Below are 18,049 nucleotides of genomic sequence, written 5' to 3' on the forward strand. Positions count from 1 at the left end.
GCCGTCCGCCCCTGGTGGCGTCGTCGTTCCCGCAGACTCGCGCCCCGCCCCCACGAACCACTCCCCTTCACGCGGTCCCGGTTGCGGGACAGGGAGTCGGTCGGCCGAAAGGGCCGTCGGGTTCCCCGCGTTCACTGTGTTCCACGCCACACCGGAGCGCGGCGTTCCGGGACGGGTACGGAGGAATCACGGCAACCACACCGATAGCACGGACCCCGTGCGCGAACCGAACGCTGGTGCGAGGATGGGCCACCCATGACACCGGGCCGCTGCTGTCGAGTCGTACGGGCTGCGATGTTCGCAGCCGTCTGTGTGCTGCTCGCGGCCACCGGTCACATCCTCATGTCGGGTGCCGCGGTGCCCTGGTGGGCGATGGCCGCCGCGTTCGGCGGTACGGCCGGGGCCGGTTGGGCGCTCGCCGGGCGGGAACGCGGGCTGCTCGCGGTCACCGGGGCGGCGGTCGGCGTCCAGGCCGCGCTCCACGCCGGGTTCTCCCTCGTCCAGTCCGCCGTCCATCCGGCCGTGTCGGCCGGGACCTCGCTGACCCAGCAGTGTGCCGTGTACCTGACGTGCGGAAGCGGTACGGCGGCGGGACCGTCGCCGTCCGCCGCCGCGCGGGTCATGGCCGGGCCGGCCGCCGGACCGGTCTTCCCGACGGCGCGGCATGTCACCGGCGGCGCCGAGGCCCACGCCCACCACGCGCACCACGCCGCCCCTATGACGGACACCGCTGCTGCCGTACCCACCGCGAGCGCGCCGGGCGGCCACGACATGCTCGGTATGTCACCGGCCGGGATGCTCATCGCGCACCTCGTGGCGGCGGTGCTCGCCGGGCTGTGGCTGGCGTACGGCGAGCGGGCGGTGTTCCGGCTGCTGCGCTCCCTCGCGGGCCGGCTGCGGGCGCCCCTGCGGCTGCTCCTCGCGACGGCGCCGGTCCCCCGGCGGCCCCGGCTCCGGGTACGCCGCGCCCGCCGGGTGCGCGCGCCCCGGCGGCTGTTCCTCGTGCACGCCATCACCTCAAGGGGTCCGCCGACGGCGACCGCTGTCCTCTGACAGCCGGCTCCCCGAGCGCGCGACGGCGTCCACGCCCGCGCCTCGGACCTCGGCCTGCCCCGGGGGACTGCCGTCGAAAGGGTGCCCACCCGAAGCCGGGCACGGCGCTCCCGCCGAGCCTGGACGGCCCGGGAGGCACCCCGCACCGCGTTGCCGGAGTCACCGAGTACGCCCGGGCAAGTCCGCGCGTACGAGGGCGACTCCCCGTCCCGCGGCGTGCCGCGCCGGACGCCGTTCGCGGCCCGGCGCCACTCGACGACAGCCCCTGGCCACGGACCGCAACCGTCACCGGCCCGCCCCCACGCGGCGCCGGACACACGCGCACCCAAAGGACCTTGTGGCGATGATCCCTGCCCCGACCCCCCGACGACAGTCCTCCGACCTTCGCAAGCCCGTCCGGCACACCCCGCAGTCCGATGCCGTGGTGACCCGGCTGGCGCTCGACGCCCGGGACGGCGACCCCGAGCGGACCGACCGGTTCGTCCGCGCGCTCCACCGGGACGTATGGCGCTATGTGGCGTACCTCAGCGCCGATCCGCAGGCCGCCGACGACCTCACCCAGGACGTGTTCCTGCGCGCGCTGGTCGCCCTGCGCAGGTTCGAGGGCCGCTCCTCGGCCCGTACCTGGCTGCTGTCCATCGCCCGCCGAACCGTGGTCGACAGCCTGCGGCACGCCGCCGCCCGGCCCCGGCTGTCGGACCGGCACGACTGGCAGGACGCCGCGGAGGCCGCCCAGCCGTACGGTGTCCCCGGCTTCGAGGACGGCGTCGCCCTCGCGGAACTCCTGGCGGCGATCCCTGCGGAGCGCCGGGAGGCCTTCGTCCTCACCCAGCTGTTCGGCCTGCCGTACGCCGAGGCCGCCGAAGCCATCGGCTGTCCCATAGGGACCGTCCGCTCCCGGGTGGCCCGCGCCCGGTCGTCGCTGATCGCCCTGCTGACGGACGCGGAGACGCCTGCCCCGGCCCCGCAGGACGCCCCGCCGCCCCCTCAGGACCGCCCGAACCGTCCGAACCGGCAGGACCGTTCGGACCGCGCACGCGACCGGGCCCGGCATACGCGCCCGGCCGTCCGTACGTGGGCACCGGTGGCGGTTTCCGGCTGACCCGGCCGGCCCGCCGCGCCCGGCCGGCCCGGGTCACCTAGCGGGGCGGGCACCGCCGGGTGCCCGCCCCGCGCCTCGTCCCGGGGGCTTCGCGTGGGTCTCCGGCGTTCCGCGGCCCGGCGTCAGAGCAGGTCGGTGCGAGGGTCGATGGCCCAGTGGTTGGATCGCAGGAGCCGATCGGCGAAGGGCACGTCCTCCTCGCCCAGGAATCTGAATCCGAGGGCGCGGCAGATTCCGTTGGAGGGGGGGTTGGTTGTCGCCGGAAAGGCATGGATGAGGCCCCACCGGCCGTCGGTGCGGGCCAGTTCGAGCAGCGAGCGGGCGGCCCGCTTGCCGAGTGACCGGCCTTGGAACTCCGGCAGCACCATCCAGCCGATCTCGGAGAAGCTCCCGGCGTCGCTGTCGTGGGGCCACAAGGTCACGAGTCCCGCGACCACCGTCGGCTCGGCCTCGTCGGGCACGATCATCTTGGTCCAGTCGGTGCCCTCCTCTGTCCGCTGCACATCACGCCGGACCTTCGCCTCGATGCCGTCGCGCGGCAACGGGCCGCCCAGCTCGGCCATCATGACCGGGTCGCATCGCATCCGGACGTAGGCATCGAGGTCGCCGTACTCGACATCACGCAGCAGCACCCGTGTCACTCCTCTCACTGGGGACCTCGCCATCATGGCAGGCGCGGGCGGCCCGCCCGGCGGCGGACGCCCCCTGCCACCGGACAGCGGTGCCGACGCGGACGCCGGACGTCCGGGCAGGTCAGGAAGAGACCGGTTCGATGGGGAAGTTGGTGCGGAAGACGTGGTCGGGGTCGTAGTGCGCCTTGATCCCGCGCAGCCGCTCCAGGGTCGCGGGTGGGAAGGCGCGGGTGAGGGCCGTGCCGTGGTCGTGGGTCTCGAAGCTGAGGTACAGGGCGTCGGCGCCGAGGCGGTCCCAGGCGGCGTTCCCCTCGGCGGCGCGGCTCTCGCGCAGGACGGCCGAGAGGGCGAAGTTCTGGGTGCGGTGGGCGTAGGCGGTGGCGTCGGCGGGGGTGTCGTTGACGGCTCCGCCGACCGCGCGGATCTGGGCGTACGAGGTGAGCCCGTCCTCGAACATCCCGGCGAGGGCACGGGCGGTGTGCGGGTCGATGTGGTCGACCAGCGCCGATCGGCTGCGCTGGCGGGCCTGCCCCTGGTGGGAGGGCCGGGCGGGCGTCACGACGGCCGCGTAGGGCAGCAGATGGGCCCGCTGCTGGAGCACGGGGGCGAGTTCGAGGTAGGGCTGGAGGGCCTCGGCGGCCGCTTCGGTGTCGGCGCCCGCCCATACGGCGTAGGTCTGCGCGACGAAGCCGCCCTGTCTGCGCACCAGGGTGAGGAAGGGGGTCAGTTCGCGGGGTGCGTCCTCGGTGGTGCTCCCCCATGCCGAGAGGAACTCCGCCAGATCGGTGACCTCGTGGGCGAACAACGCGAAGACCACGTCGGCGAGTTCGGTGGCCTCGATGTCGAGCGAGGTGACGACGCCCATGTTGCCGCCCGCGCCGCGCAGCGCCCAGAAGAGGTCCGGGTGGTGGTCGGCGTCGGCGTGGACGGTGGTGCCGTCGGCGAGGACGACCTCGGCGCCGCGCACCCGGTCGACGGTCAGTCCGAAGGACCGGGCGAGCAGGCCGATGCCTGCGGTGGTCGCCAGTCCGCCGACCCCCACGTCACCGGAGTCCCCGGAGCTGATGGCGAGGGAGTGCGGGGCGAGGGCGGCGGCGACATCGCCCCAGCGGGCGCCCGCCCCGACCCGGACCAGGCGGCGGGCCCGGTCGACGACCTCGACACCGTCCAGGGCGCCCAGGTCGATGACGATCCCGCCGTCGTTGGTGGAGCGTCCGCTGATGCCGTGGCCGCCGCTGCGGACCGTGAGAGGTACGTCCTGGGCACGGGCCCAGCCGAGGGCTTCGGCGACCTGTGGTGTGCCCTGCGGGCGCAGGACGAGGCCGGGCGAGCCGGGCCACACATAGCTGGAGCGGAGCCCTTCGTACGAGTGGTCGCCGGGTTCCACGGCCCGGCCCGCGAGCGCCGGGGGCACACCGTCGTAGTCGATGCCCCCGTGGCGCCGGGCCAGTGCGGCGGCGGGCCGGACCCGGCCGCCCGGGGTGCCGGCGGCGGTGCGTTCGGCGGCGGCGGCCTCCCGCAGCGCGGGGGCGACCTCCTCGCCGAAGACGGCGAGGGTGCCGGGGTCGTCGGACCCCAGGATGAAGGTGCTGACGCCGTCCTCCAGGACCAGGCGCAGCAGCAGGTCGATCCACTGGGCGGGCGGTCCCTGGAAGGGTTCGGCGGAGGTGCCGAAGGCGCCGTTGATGTTGAGCAGCCGGGTGATCTCGCGGGGGTCGCGTCCGTGGGCGGCGGCCTCCTCGTCGATGATCGCGTTGCCCTCGGCGAGGCTGGGGGACTTCAGCATGGACCAGCTGGGCAGCCAGCCGTCGCCCTTGGCGGCGACCAGCCGCAGCATGCGGGGCTTGTACGCGCCGAGCCAGATCGGTACGTCATGGGCCGGGGCGGGGCCGCGTTTGGCTCCGTCGGCGGTGTGGAAGTCGCCGCGTATCCGCAGGGGTGTGCGGTCGTCGGCGGCCCAGATGCCGCGGATGATGTCGATGGCCTCGCCGAGCGCGGTGACGCTCTCACCGGGGGTGAGCACCCGGCCGCCCATCGCGCCGATGGCCTGCCAGAACGCGCCCGCGCCGAGCCCCAGGTCGATCCGGCCGCCGGACAGCAGGTCGAGTCCGGCCACCGAGCGGGCGAGGACGGCGGGGTTGCGCAGGGGGAGGTTGGTGACGTTGGCCGACAGATGGACCCGTTCGGTGCGGGCGGCGACCCAGCTCATCAGCGTCCACGCGTCCAGATGCGCGGGCTGGTAGGGGTGGTCCTGGAACGTCACCAGGTCGAGGCCGACGCGTTCCGAGTGGAGGGCGCGTTCCACGACGGCGTGCGGGTCGCGGTTGTCGGGGGTGAGGAACGACCCGAAGGTCAGGTCGTGCCCGTAGTCGGTCATCGCGGCCTCCGCAGACGGAACGGTCCGAGTAGGAAGTTTACTGTTCAACCATAACGTCGGACATGATCCCCCTCTTCCCGGCACCACCCAAGACGCCCCGGCACCGGCTCTCCGGCTCCGGCACCACCCACGGCGCCCCCGATCCGCCACCACTCAAGACGCCCCCAGCACCGCTCCGGCACCATCCCCAACACCTCCCGGCACCGACTCCGGCGCCACCCCCGCCGCTCCCCAACACCGTCCCTGACGCGCTCCGGCACCACCCGACACCTCCCGGCACCGCCTCCGGGGCGGCACAGGACCCCACCCGCGGCGCCACGCAGGGCACCCCGCCCCCGGCCGCCCAGCCCGACCGGCACACCGGACGGGGCGCCGTCGCCGCACGGCCACCCCCGCCCCGACAGCACCAGCAGCGCGGCACCGCCAGGGCGGCGGACCGGCACCCGGCTCAGCGGCAGGGACCTCTCGACGGACCGGCACCCGGACTCAGCGGCCCGAACCCCCCGGCGGGCGCAGCATCGGCGGCATGAGGGCGGTCGCGGGCCCCGCACGGAAGAGCGCGGCGGGTCTGCCGCCCGCGGAGGCCCGGCGGCGGCCGGTCGGGGCCAGGAAGCCTTCGGCGTCGGTCACCTTGCGGTGGAAGTTCGGGCGGTCCAGGCTGACGCCCCAGACGGCCTCGAACACCTCACGGAGCTCACTGACGGTGAACTCGGGCGGGCAGAAGCTGGTCGCGATGGTGGTGAACTGGAGCTTGGTGCGGGCCTGATCGACCGCGTCCCGCAGGATCCGGCCGTGGTCGAACGCCAGCCCTTCGGGGTCGTCGAGGAGTTCGTCCACCGGGCGCCAGACCGCGGCCCTGGCGTCCGATCCGGCGGTGGGCACGGGCAGGTCGGGCGCGATGGCGAGGTAGGAGCAGGTGACGATCCGCTGGTCCCGGGGATCGCGGTCCGGCGCGGAGTAGACCCCGACCTGTTCGAGGTGGAACCGCTCGGCGTCGAGACCCGTTTCCTCCCGCAGCTCCCGGACCGCGGTGCCGTCGAGCGTCTCCGCGCCGCGCAGGAACCCCCCGGGCAGCGCCCATCTCCCCAGGAAGGGCACGGTCCCCCGCTCCACCAGCAGCACATGGAGGACACCGGCACGGATGGTGAGGATCACCAGGTCGGCGGTGAGATGGACGAGCAGACGATCACGTCGTGTGGGGGTCACGGAACGGATACTAACTAATTGTTGGATTGACAATAAGCAGGGGCGGCACTTAAGTTCATTCTGACAAGAAGGGGGGCGGCCCTCTTCTCAGCGATCACCCGGGGGGCCGGAGTTCGATGATCGTCTCCGTTGATGTCGGCGCATCCACCACCAAGTCGGCCGTGCTGGCCGAGGGCACCGCGGACGCGGTCACCGTCCGGTTGCAGGGCTTCCCCGAGTGGCCGACAGCCCTGATGCTGGGCCGGGACGGCACCCTGATCACCGGCACCGCCGCCGCCAACCTCCGGGACGCGGCCCCGTACAAGGGCCGGTACCTGTGGGGTCTGAAGCAGCAGATCAATCTGGCGGCCCGCACCGAGCCGCTGCACCGCGAGGTCCACTTCCCCTCGGGTGACACACAGCCACTGGTACGGGGCGTCGCGGCCGTCCTCACCCACACCCTGCGCGCCGTCACCGAGCAGTACGGCGCCCCCACCCGTCTCGTGCTGACCCACCCGGTCCTGTGGACCGACGCCGAACAGGTGGTGCTCACCGAGGCCGCCACCGCCGCCGGCCATCCGTCGGCCGGACTGGTCAGCGAGGCCGAGGCGGTCGGACTGCACGCCGTCCGGCGGCTGCCCGGCGACGGACCCTTCGCCGTGCTCGACTTCGGGGCCTCGACCTTCGACTTCGCCCTCCTCGACCGGCGCGGCGACGGCTCGCCTGAGGTCGTGTACGAGACCGGACGGCTCATCGGCGGGGACGACTTCGACACCCGGGTCCTCCAGCTCGTCCGGGATTCCGCCACCGCCGAAGAACGGCGCGTACTCGACGAACTCGCCGCGACAAGGCCTGAGTTGCTGCGCCAGGAGGCCGAGGAGGTCAAGCGCGCCCTGACCGTACGGGACGAGGCCGGGTTCGGTGTGTGGGACCTCGACATCGAGGTACAGCGGGCCGACTTCGCCGACGCGATCGACCCGCTGGTGACGACCTGCGTGGCGGCGGCCCGAGAGGCCCTGTCCGCGCTGGACGGGACCCGCCCGCGGGCGATCGTCCTCAGCGGCGGCGCGGCGCGCGTGCCGCAGGTCCGTGAACATGTGGCGGGTCTGGCCGCCTCGCTGGGCGCCGAGCTGATCGATCTGGTGGACGGCGTGGACGGCAGCCCGGTCGCCCTGGGCGCCACCCGGGCCCCCGCCCGCTCACGTACCGGGCGCGCGCCCCGTCCGGCCCGGCCCTTCACGGTCGATCCCGCCGTGCTGGAGCTCGGACATCCCGACACCTCCGTCGTCGGGGTGCTCGGCGGGGTGCTCGCGCTGCGGCCCGAACGCGAGCTCCGCGGCTGGCAGCTCCCCGCGTACGGCGACGCCGCACAGGGCGGGGCGCCGGACGGCCCCACTATGCCCGTGTCCCGGATCGCCGGCGACCCCGCCTCCACCCGGGTGGTGCTCGCCAGCCCGTCCCCCGCCTTCCTCGTGACCACGGTCGACGGGACGGGCGGCCTGGGCCGGAGCGTGGTGTTCGGCAGGCTGGCCACGGCACGGGGCGCCGCGGGGAGCACGGTGTCCGCGCTCGCCTGCCGCGGCCTGCTGATCGCCTGGGTCGAGACGGACGGAAGGGGCACGATCGTCGACACCCTGAGCTGGCACTGGCGGACCTTCCCCCTACCCGAGCTGGTGAACGAACTGTCGTTCACCGACAAGCCCTGGCTGATCGCCCGGCTGCCGGACCGGCTCCTGCTGTTCGACGTGCTCACCCTGCGGCGCCGGGCCGAACTGGACCTCCCCGACAGCGCCGCCCTCACCGTCGAACCCCGGCACGGCACCGTCTGCGTGGCGTACGAGGACGAGGTGGTCGCCTACCGGACGGGCACGGGATGCTTCGAGGTCCGCTGGCGGCGCCCGCTCCGGTCGCACGGCGCCATCGCCTTCACCCACACCGGGGACGAGGCCGCCGTCGTCGTCTTCGACTCGACGGCCCAGGTGTACCGGGCCCTGCACGCCGACACCGGTGACCAGCTCGGTCTGCGGGACGCCATCGGGCTGGACCGGCCGGAGGCGCTGCATCCGAGCCCGGACCGGGGCGTGGTCTACGCACGCGCCGGGGCGGGGCTGGACCGGCTGCGCCTGGGCACGGTGTCGGTATGAGCGCCGCGCCCACGGTCCGCGCGGTGATCGCCCGGCACTGCCGCGAACTCCTCGCCGACCCCCTGCTGCACGGCGACCCGACCCTGCGGGACATCGCCGCCCAGTGCCACCAGCCGCTGCGGGTGCTGCTCGTCGGCAATGTCTCCACCGGCAAGTCGACCCTGCTCAACGCGCTGATCGCCGGACCGCTGGCGGCCACCGCGTTCGAGGAGACCACCTCGTCCGTCCGTCACCTGGTACCACGGTCCGGAGCTGACCGACCCGGTGCTCCCCGATCCGGGGCACCGGTCCGTCACCACCGACTTCCCGCTCGCGGGCCGGGTGATGCTCGGTGACAGCCCCGGCCTCAACACCCTTTCCGACAACCCCCGGGAGACCCTGCGGATGCTGGGCGGCTCCGACCTCACCGGAGCCGCTGCGGCCTTCGTCTGCGTGCTGGTCGGCGGGCGCGTGGACCAGTGGGCGGAAGGTCTGGAGGAGCTCGCCGCGTTCTCCGCGGGGCCGTTCGACCTGGTGGGCAACATCGTGGCGGTGATGGCCAAGGTGGACGAGGTGCCCGAGGCCGTCGAGGACATCGAGCGGCGGGTGCGCGGTGACACCACGACGACGTTCCGGTTCGCCGCCGTGAACCAGCTGATGGCCGCCGCCGCCCGCACCGGTGCCGTCGACGACCGGATCGTGGCCACCCTGGACCGGCTGCGGACGCTCCCCGTCCTGCACGGGCGCTCGGCACCCGCCTGGGACCGGCTGGCCGAGGAGGCGGGCACGTCCCTGCCGCCGGGGCATCTCAAAGCCCTGGAACAGGCCGTGGGCGCACCGGCCTGGCTGCCCGCGCTGGTCGCGGCCACGGCCGGTATGACGACCACCGGCGCCGTGGCGGAGCAGTTCGAGCGGATGTCACGGATACGGAGCCTGGAAGCGGTGCTTTCCGACCTGGCGGACGACAGCGACCTGTTCACCTCCACCGCCGCCGTACTGAGGCTGCGCCGACTCGCCGCACGGCTGAGGCCCGGCCCGGCAGCCCTGGTACGTGCCCGGCTGGCGGACCTCACCGCGACGATGCACACCTCGGGTCTGCACCGCCGCGCGGCGGCCCGGCTCGTACGCCACACCGACGTGGGCAGCGGCCTCACCGAGCACGAACGGGAAGCGGCACAGGCCCTGTTGCGATGGCCGGACGCGGAGGCGGACGGTGGCGCGTCCCCATCCCCGGCCTCGCCTCCCTCCCCGTCCCCGTCCCCGGCCTCGTCTCCGTCTCCGTCTCCGTCTCCGGACACGAGTGCCGCCGACGGGGACACCGCGGACCGGACGACCGCCGCCGAGGTGGACGCCGGCGCCGTCCTCGCGCGGTGGACGGCGTACGAGGCCGACCCCTTCCGGGACTCCCGCTCCCGGGAGGTCGCCGCCCTCATCATCGAGACCGCGCGCCATCGTCTCCGCACCACCACCCGCCAGGAGGAGTCATGAGGGCCGGCCACGGGATCGCCGTCCTGCTGCGGCTGACCGCGCACGCGCAGCTGCGGCTCGCGGATGTGCTGGACCACCGGCCACGGCACCGACCGGCCCACGTGGACGGGCCGCGGAACACCGCCCGGACGGCCCGTACCGCACCCAGCGCCCCAGCCGTCCCGGCCACACCAACTGCACCAACTGGAAAAGCCGTTCCGTCCGCCCCCAGCGCCACGCCCGTTCCCACCGCCCCCGACACCACGGCCACACCGGTCGGCCCACCGACCACCCCGACCACCCCGGCCACCCCGACGCCCCCCACCGCCCCGGCCGAGGCCCCCCGCCCCGCGCCCACCGCGCCCACCGCGCCCACGCCCGACAACACCGGGGTCGCGAAGGCCGTGCTCGCGGTGGCGGACCGGCTCGCCAACCAGGAGCTCGTCCGCAGGCTGCACAAGGCCGTCGCCCGTATCGACGGCATCGGGGTCATCTCGCCCGCACCGGGCGATGCCTTCGACCCGCTGGCCCACCGGTGGACGGACACCAGGAAGGCAGCGCGGCGGGACGATCACGAACGCGTCGCGGAACTGCTCGCCCCAGGCTTCTCCGGCCCCACCGGGACGGTCATCCGGCCCGCGCAGGTCGCCGTGTACGACAACGAAGGAGAATGACATGTCGTCACCGTCCGACAGGCCCGACGCACCCGGCGGGACCCATGGGACCGACGCACCCGACGCGACCGGCGAGCGGCCCGGTTCCGACGAGCGGGCCACCAGGATCGTCCGGTCCCTCGTGGACATGGCCCGGACGCACAAGACCGGTGAGAGCGTATGGGGCCCGCTGGAGAACCTCGCCGACCGCTGGCAGGAACCGTTCGCCCGCGCCGCCGTGGTCGGTGAGGTCTCCGTGGGCAAGTCCACCCTCGTCAACGCCCTTGTCGGACAGGAGGTACTGCCCGCGGCGACCGAGGCGTTGTCCGCCGTCACCGTCGAACTGCGGCACGGTCCGCACACCCGGGCCACCGTGGGACTGCACGACGGCACCGATGCCGTGACCCGTGAGCTGGCGGACAAGGAGGAGTTCCTTGTCTATCTCACCACCCGGGGTGAGAAGCAGGTGGCCGTCCGGCACGGCCGGAACGCCCAGGTGCTGTGGGCCGTGGTCGCGCTGCCCTCCCCGCTGCTGGAGGAGGGCCTGCGGCTGACGGACACCCCGGGTGTCGGCGGGCTGGACCCCGCGCACCGCAGGCAGACCCTGGCGGCGCTCAGCAACACCGACGCCGTGCTGTTCGTGATCCGCCCCGGCCAGCCGATCAGCGCCTCCGAACTGCGCTTCCTCGCCGAGTCCGTCCACCGGGTCAGCTCGTACGTCATCGTCCAGACGCACCGCGACCAGACCAGTGACGCCCAGGTCCGCCTCGACAAGAACCTCGCGGTGCTGCGGGACCCGGACACCTGGCGCAAGCTGCTGGGCGACGGAACCGACGCCGAGGGCACCGCGGCGCGGTTCGCCCGGGTACCGGGCGTGTGCGTCGCGGCGCGGCACGCACTCGACGCGCTGGACGCCGAACCGGGCCAGGACCGGGACCGTGACATGCGTTTCAGCGGTATCCCCGAACTCGCCCGGCTGCTGCGCGAGGAGGTCGTCGACCAGGCCGGCGAACTCCACCGGCGGGATCTGCTCCGGCTGACGGAGTCCACGGCGGAGGCCGTGCGGGCCCGGCTCGTGGAGCGCAAGGCGCTGCTGAGTCCTGGTGAGGCCGCCGAACGGGCCATCCGGGAGCGCGAGGAGAACGTGCTCCGCTGGGTGGGGAAGGGCGGCGACACCTGGAAGCCCGATCTGGAGGCCGCCACCACCTTCGTCCAGGACGAGGTCCGGGAGCTCGCGCGGGAGCGGGTGAAACTGCTGGAGAGCACCTACCTGGCGCATTTCGAGTCGATGAAGACCAAGAAGCTCCAGGAGGCCGCCGCCCGGCTGGTGATCGAACCACCCACGGTGCTCGCGGAGATGCGGCTGCTCATCGCCACGCGGCTGGACGACGCCGTGGTGAAGATCACTGCCAGGAACCCGCAGGACGCGGTGTCCGCCCACCTCGAACGGCTCGCCCTCACCGACGGGCTGGACGCACATCTGCCCACGCCCTTCAAGCAGTCGGACACGATGCTGGACGACGAGTATCTGACCGGTGTCGCCATGACGGGCATCCCCCTGCTCGCCCGGCAGTTCGCCGACGCCCGGCGCAAGGCCAATGAGGAGGAGCGGGGCCCGGTCCGGCGGACCGACCACGGCTCGGTGATGCGGACCACGATCGATGCCCTGTCCGCCGTGGCCAAGAACCCCGCGGTGACGGCGATCGTGGTGGCGGCCAGTCTCTTCGCCGGGCTCGTCGCCTGGCGCCAGGGCAAGGTCAGGACGCTGGCCGCGGTCAAGGAGGTCTACAGCAAGGTGACCGGGTTGATCACCAAGGATGCCGTGGAGCATTCCGTGGCACAGGCCGCACGCGAGCGCGACGCCATCATCGAGGTGATCGAGGCCCGGCTGAGGGAAGAGCGGGAGCAGATCGACCGTGACCGGGACGACCTCGCCCGGTCGACCGATCTGACCGCCCTGGAACGCGCCGCGCTGCTGAACGAGATCGATCTCGCGCTGCGGGAGGTCGACTCACTGGTCGCCGAGCTCGCCGGGATCAGGACCGGCTGGGGACTGTGAACCGGTCACGGCGCACACCGCGGGCGGCGGACGAGCGCACGGAACGGAGGACGCCGCCCCGGGACACCGCGGCGGTCTCCCAGATACTGCTCAGCGAGTACGAGGCGCTCAAGGGCGAACAGAGCGCCCGGATCGCCGCGCGGGACAACCTGATGTACGCGACGCTCGCCGCCCTCGCCGCGACCACGACGGCCATCGTGAGCACGGCCGGACGCACGGAACTGGTCCTGCTGCTGCCGCCGGTGTGCATCGTCCTCGGCTGGACGTACCTGGTCAACGACGAGAAGATCTCCGCCATCGGCCGCTATCTGCGTACCGATCTGCGGCCCGCACTGGCCGCCGCGGCCGGTGCCGACAGCGCCGAGGTGCTGCGCTGGGAGACCGCCCATCGCGAGGAGCACCGCAGGAACGCGGGCAAGCACCTCCAACTCGCCGTCGATCTGCTCATGTTCGTCGTCCCGGCGCTGATCGCCGTGACCGTCCACTGGGTCACGGGGCCCGCGCACACCGCCCTGCTCGTCGCCTCGGCCGCCGAACTCGCGGCCGTGGCGGTCCTCGCCGTACGCATCACGCTCGCGGCGGATCTCTCATCGGAAGGAACCACGTGATGAACCTGCCACGTGTCGGATTGATCGTGCCGCTGCGGGAGGAGTTCAACTACGTCGCGTCGGTCCTCGACATCCTGGGCGACACGGAGGAGAACGGCCGGGTGTACCACCGGTTCGTGATCCCCGGTACCCAGGAAACCGGGATACTGACCGTCATCCACGACATGGGGCTGGCGAACGGGGCGCTCGCGGCCCATGACCTCGTCAGCACGTTCCACGTCCCGCTGATCGCGGTCATCGGTACCGCGGCCGCCCTGGACAAGGACATCCGGCTCGGCGATGTCGTCATCGCCTCGGAGATCATCGACTACCTCCAGGCGGCGAAGGCGACGGAGGACGCGGACGATCCGTCCCGTATCCGGATCTCGATCGCGGGCACCCACTGGAAGCCCTCGGCTCCCCTGCTGAGCTACGTCCGGAACTTCCCCATCAGACAGGCCACCCGCCGCAAGGCCGAGGAGTGGTCCGAGGCCGCGCACGACCGGTGCCGGATCGAGCCCGGCACCCGGCCCGCCAAGGCCCCCGTCTACCACGTGGGCCATATCGCCAGCGGCGATGTCGTCGTGGGGTCGGAGGCGTTCATCTCGCTCCTGAAGAACCACGACCGCAAATGCGCCGCCGTGGAGATGGAGGCCGGCGGGGCGGCGCTGAGCGTGTACCAGAACAACAAGGTGGAGCTGATGGTGGTCCGCGGCGTCTCGGACCGTGCCGAGAAGAGCAAGACGGCGACCGACCAGACCCTCGACACCGACGGCGCCCCCAACGCGTGGCGCGGCTACGCGGTCCGGAACGCGACCACCCTGCTCATGACACTGCTCGCCGGTCCCGGGTTCCCCTGGCGTGGGTCACCGCACCTCCCGGTGCCGTACGAGCCGCACACCCCGGCGTCGACCGGGTCGACCGGCACAGCCGGGTCTTCCAGCGGTGCGTCCTTCGGCACCGTCGCGATGGCGCTGCCCGCGGGGGCGGCAGCGGCGCTCACCGCGGCGGCGGTCATCCGGCACCACCATCGTGACGGAACCCCCGAACAGACCGACGCGGGGCACGCGTCGCAGTCCCCCGGCGGCACGGATACGAACACGGACGAGCGGCATGACGGGTCCGGTCAGCCCGCCGTGGACCACCAGCCGCAGTTCACCGACCACCACGGGCCGGTCACGGAGCACCACGACCCCGGCCTGTTCTAAGGGGACCGCCGGGCCGGGTGCTGGGCCGCGCCGCACCCGGCCCAGCGCCAACCGAGCCCCGGCACCCGGCCCGGTACGGCCTGGCGCGCAGCCTTGCGCGACCTGGCAGGTGATCCGGCGGGACCTGGGCGGGCAGTCCGGCGGGACCTGACGCGCGGTCCGTGTGCGCGCCGCGGTGGCCGCGGTGACGGCGCGGCGTAAATGAGGCGCGGTGCCGTGCGGTGTCTGACAGGCTGGCGCGTCCGCAGATCCGGCCCGCGAGGTCCGGCAGCCCGTCACAGGAGTGTCCCCTCATGGTGATCCCGCCGCGTCTGGCCCCGTTGCTGGAGCAGTTCGACTTCGCCCGGGAACGGCTCACCGCCCGGATGACCGGTCCCGTCATGGACAGCGGTGACGGGACGGACACCGAGGTCGGACCCATGACCGACGAGGAGTTCCGCTGGGAGCCCGTCCCGGACTGCTGGTCGCTGCGGCGGCGCGCGGACGGCCCCGGGCCGCGCGCGACCCTGCTGACGGGCACCGGCGAGTGGGGGCGCGACGCGGCGGCCTACCCGCACCCCTGGCCGCCGCCGTTCACCACCATCGCGTGGCGTCTGAGCCACCTCAGCGAGATGCTGGCCCTGCGCGCGGATCACACGACCGGCAGCCGGACGCTGACCCGGGACGTCCATCCGGTGAGCGGGAACGTCACGGAGGCGGTCGCGGCGTTCGACACCGGGGCGGAGGCGTGGCGGAACGCGCTGCTGAGCGCCGACGACACCACGCTCTCCGCCGTGGGCCACTGCACGTACCCGCACGGCAGCGACGCCGAGGAACCGTTCATCGACATCGTGTGGTGGGTCAACCAGGAGGTGCTGCACCACGGAGCCGAGATCGCCCTGATCCGCGACCTCTACCGCTACCGCGCACGGCAGTGACCCGGCAGGGCCCCGTACACGCTCGTGCGGAGCGCGCTCGCTCCCCAGCTCTACGTACACGCTCGTGCGGGCCCCTGCGGCCCCTCACCCCCCAGGTCGCAGCGCCCCGGCGATCGCGACGGAGGAGGGGTCGAGCGCGGTCGCGCCGTCCTCGATGTCCCAGAGCGAGTTCTGGAGCAGGCGCCCCAGCGTCCAGCCCGCCGCCCGTTGACGGTCGAGCCCGACTGTCTCGGTGAGCTGGTCGAAGCGGCGCCGCACCACCGGCGAGGGGTCGCCCTTCGCGACGAGGTCGTCCCATCGGCTGTCCAGGGCGGGCCACAGGTCGAAGCCGGGGTCACCGGCGAGCGGTTCGGGGTCGATGGCGAGCCACGGCTCACGCTCCGCGGCGAGGACGTTGTCGTGGTGGAGGTCCCAGTGCAGCAGCCGGTCACCGGGCTCGCCCGCCAGCTCGGCCACCGCCGACGCCCAGCCGCGCAGCAGTCGCCGCTCGGCCGGGTCGGCCAGGGCCGTCACCGCCCGCGGCACCTGCTCCAGCATCCCGGCGGCGATCCCGGCGAGACTCCTCAGCCCCTCGGGCGCGGGGACGGACACCAGTCTCGCCAGGAGCGCGGCGAGGATGCCCGTGGCGGTGTCGTCGTCCTCGACCGATGTCAACGAGCGGACGCCGTCGAGCCGTTCCAGGAGCATCGCGCTGCTCGCGGGGTCGTGGTCGAGCAGCCGCACCATCCCGTCACCGTTCCAGGCGCGCAGCCCGACGAGCGCGGCGGCGCTCTCCTCCCTGGCCATCTGGAGCTTGAGGACCGCGCGTGAACCGTCCCCGCGCAGCACCGGGAGCACCAGTGAGGCCTCCCCCGCGCCGGGCGGGCCGTCCCGCTCCAGCTCCCAGCGATCCATGAGCCCCGCCGCGAGTGCGGGCAGCCCGGCGATCCACGCCGTGCCCGGCGCACCGAAGTTCCCGGCGTAAGAAGCCGCCAGCGACGACGGGACCTCGACGGCCTTCAAGGTACTCATATCCGCTTCCCCGGCTCCTTGATTCGCTGATCGCTCGGTCGCCCGCTCCCTTGGGAGGAGTTGACGCGCCCCACCGCCACGCACCTGCCGCCCCGGCCGGGTGCTCTCGTCCCCGGCCCGTACGACCCGCACCGGACCGTTCCGGCCCAGGCACGGCCCACGCCGGCCCGGTCCCTGAACGATCCGCGTCGGCGGACGGCTTCGGATGCTAGCCGGATCGAGCCGCCCGCGCCCCCGGATATCGCGCGCGGCCGGGCCGGTCCCGCACCGGGGCGCGGGAGCTCGCAGCCGCGGGAAGCGCGGCCCGCGGACGGGCGGGGCGGGGCACCGACGACACCGCCGTCCGCGCGCGCCCCACCCGCTGATCAGGGACGGAACCCCGCTCCGGCGGCCGGGGCGCGAGCGGAAAGGGCTTGCCGAGCCGGGCGTCCGGCGCCCGAACCGTTGTGCGATCATGCGGTGGACGACCTGGGGTGGGGCCGCGGGGGCGGCCGGTACGAGGAGAACAACGTGAACGCGGGTGGGGAGAAGAACGGCTCGTCCGTTCCCGACGAGGAATGGGACCGGTTCCTCCGGGAATCCGTGGACGGCACACCGGACGCGCCCAAGGAACCTTCCGCACGGGCCAGGATCGTGGCCCGGCGACTGCGCGACGAGCCCGCCGAGCCCACACCGTGGCGTACGTACACACCGGCCCGGCCGAAACGCCGGACGGGCTGGTACGTGGCCGGGCTGGTGGCCGTGTTCGCCCTGCTGCTCCTGGCGCTGGCACCGGGGCAGGTGACCGGATGGTTCACCGGCGAGGCGGACCATGGGCCGATCGCCATGGAATCGGCCCGCCCGCAGCAGCCGCCCCCGTCCGAATTGGCCCAGCGGCCCACCCTGGACGAACCCTTCAAGGGGTCACCGGCGGAGCGCTGGGCGGACGGCACGGCCGGGATCACGATGCCCGCGGCCAAGGCGACCGGCTGGATGAGCGAGGCGCAGGTGGCACGGGCCCTCGGCCGGAGCCGGGACTTCCTCGCCGCGTCCAGCCTGGACGCGGGGGTACTGCGGGGAGAGCGCCCCGCAGAGGCGATCGCGCTGATCAATCCGCATCAGCGGGACGTCGAGGACTTCCTGGCGACCGCGTTCCGCGCGCCGACCGCCGAGGACGACCCGCTGCTGCTCTTCAGCCGGTTCGACACGACGCGGACACGGCTCGTCGGGGACGTGGTGAAGACCCGGGGCAGGATCACGTACCGGGAGGGCGGGAAGGGTGCTGTCCAGGTGAGCACCGATGTCACCTATGTGTACCCCGTGACGCGGGCGGCGGCCGGCAGCGACGAGGTCATACGCACGATCGTGCGGCGTGAGATCGTGCTGAGCTGGGACGATCCCGCGAAGGTGATCACCGAGCGGGACACCGCCTCCCTCGTCTCCTACAAGGTCGACATGACCAACGGCGGCTGCGACGACCACACAGGGGGCTATCTGATCGCGGAGTTCGGCGCCGGACAGGGGTCCGCCCGGCCGAGCGACGCTCCCGAGGTCGACCCGTACGACCGCAGCATGTCGATGACAGACCTGCTGCGGGCGTCCCCGGACGGCGAGTGCGTGACGGCGTCCCGGTCGTGACCTGTGCTCAACGATCGGTCACGACCGGGCGGCCGGGCTCCCTGATTCGTCCCGCTCA

General features: G+C 73.4%; 15 protein-coding genes. 11 read left to right on the forward strand and 4 right to left on the reverse strand.

Annotated elements, in window-relative coordinates; all coding sequences use genetic code 11:
- Positions 1-294: 294 nt before the first annotated feature.
- Both OG711_RS05975 and OG711_RS05980 read left to right on the forward strand, forming a co-directional pair.
- Entirely contained in the window at positions 295-1,053 is a 759-nt protein-coding gene (locus OG711_RS05975) for a hypothetical protein (protein WP_329558646.1), read from the forward strand.
- Positions 1,054-1,396: 343 nt separating this feature from the next.
- Positions 1,397-2,155, forward strand: a complete 759-nt coding sequence (locus OG711_RS05980; RefSeq protein ID WP_329558647.1) for a sigma-70 family RNA polymerase sigma factor — start codon at positions 1,397-1,399, stop codon at positions 2,153-2,155.
- Between the two features lie 122 nt (positions 2,156-2,277).
- Here the strand turns inward: OG711_RS05980 and OG711_RS05985 are convergent, their stop codons facing one another.
- The 3 genes from OG711_RS05985 to OG711_RS05995 all read right to left on the reverse strand — a co-directional run bounded on the left by OG711_RS05985 (position 2,278) and on the right by OG711_RS05995 (position 6,370).
- Positions 2,278-2,787, reverse strand: a complete 510-nt coding sequence (locus OG711_RS05985; protein WP_329558648.1) for a GNAT family N-acetyltransferase — start codon at positions 2,785-2,787, stop codon at positions 2,278-2,280.
- A gap of 121 nt (positions 2,788-2,908) precedes the next feature.
- Positions 2,909-5,164: an LLM class flavin-dependent oxidoreductase gene (locus OG711_RS05990; RefSeq protein ID WP_329558649.1), complete on the reverse strand. Its 2,256-nt coding sequence runs from the start codon at positions 5,162-5,164 to the stop codon at positions 2,909-2,911.
- Positions 5,165-5,650: 486 nt separating this feature from the next.
- Positions 5,651-6,370 (reverse strand): NUDIX hydrolase, encoded by a 720-nt coding sequence (locus tag OG711_RS05995; RefSeq protein WP_329558650.1) that lies wholly within the window; start codon positions 6,368-6,370, stop codon positions 5,651-5,653.
- Between the two features lie 116 nt (positions 6,371-6,486).
- Between OG711_RS05995 and OG711_RS06000 the strand changes: the two genes are divergently transcribed.
- The 8 genes from OG711_RS06000 (at position 6,487) to OG711_RS06035 (ending at position 15,363) form a co-directional block, all read left to right on the forward strand.
- The gene (locus OG711_RS06000) at positions 6,487-8,493 is read left to right on the forward strand and encodes an Hsp70 family protein (RefSeq protein ID WP_329558651.1); all 2,007 of its coding nucleotides are present in this window, start codon (positions 6,487-6,489) and stop codon (positions 8,491-8,493) included.
- Positions 8,490-8,828, forward strand: a complete 339-nt coding sequence (locus OG711_RS06005; RefSeq protein ID WP_329558652.1) for a GTPase — start codon at positions 8,490-8,492, stop codon at positions 8,826-8,828. The genes OG711_RS06000 and OG711_RS06005 overlap by 4 nt, the downstream gene beginning before the upstream one ends.
- A complete protein-coding gene (locus tag OG711_RS06010; RefSeq protein ID WP_329558653.1) occupies positions 8,758-9,960 on the forward strand; it encodes a hypothetical protein in 1,203 nt (400 codons plus the stop codon). The genes OG711_RS06005 and OG711_RS06010 overlap by 71 nt, the downstream gene beginning before the upstream one ends.
- Positions 9,957-10,613: a hypothetical protein gene (locus OG711_RS06015; protein ID WP_329558654.1), complete on the forward strand. Its 657-nt coding sequence runs from the start codon at positions 9,957-9,959 to the stop codon at positions 10,611-10,613. Before OG711_RS06010 ends, OG711_RS06015 begins: the two co-directional genes overlap by 4 nt.
- 1 nt (position 10,614) lies before the next feature.
- Positions 10,615-12,651 carry a dynamin family protein gene (locus OG711_RS06020; protein WP_329558655.1) on the forward strand — a complete coding sequence of 679 codons (2,037 nt, stop codon included), beginning with the start codon at positions 10,615-10,617 and terminating at the stop codon, positions 12,649-12,651.
- Entirely contained in the window at positions 12,648-13,259 is a 612-nt protein-coding gene (locus OG711_RS06025) for a hypothetical protein (RefSeq protein ID WP_245876735.1), read from the forward strand. The genes OG711_RS06020 and OG711_RS06025 overlap by 4 nt, the downstream gene beginning before the upstream one ends.
- Positions 13,259-14,446, forward strand: coding sequence for a 5'-methylthioadenosine/S-adenosylhomocysteine nucleosidase family protein (locus OG711_RS06030; RefSeq protein WP_329558656.1), 1,188 nt, complete (start codon positions 13,259-13,261; stop codon positions 14,444-14,446). The genes OG711_RS06025 and OG711_RS06030 overlap by 1 nt, the downstream gene beginning before the upstream one ends.
- A 293-nt stretch (positions 14,447-14,739) precedes the next feature.
- Positions 14,740-15,363: a DinB family protein gene (locus OG711_RS06035; protein ID WP_329558657.1), complete on the forward strand. Its 624-nt coding sequence runs from the start codon at positions 14,740-14,742 to the stop codon at positions 15,361-15,363.
- 84 nt (positions 15,364-15,447) lie between these two features.
- Here the strand turns inward: OG711_RS06035 and OG711_RS06040 are convergent, their stop codons facing one another.
- Positions 15,448-16,374, reverse strand: a complete 927-nt coding sequence (locus OG711_RS06040) for an aminoglycoside phosphotransferase family protein (RefSeq protein WP_073787151.1) — start codon at positions 16,372-16,374, stop codon at positions 15,448-15,450.
- Between the two features lie 510 nt (positions 16,375-16,884).
- Between OG711_RS06040 and OG711_RS06045 the strand changes: the two genes are divergently transcribed.
- A complete protein-coding gene (locus OG711_RS06045; protein WP_329563641.1) occupies positions 16,885-17,991 on the forward strand; it encodes a hypothetical protein in 1,107 nt (368 codons plus the stop codon).
- Positions 17,992-18,049 lie beyond the last annotated feature (58 nt).

The sequence above is a fragment of the Streptomyces uncialis genome (genome assembly GCF_036250755.1).
GTDB classification, from domain to species: domain Bacteria; phylum Actinomycetota; class Actinomycetes; order Streptomycetales; family Streptomycetaceae; genus Streptomyces; species Streptomyces uncialis.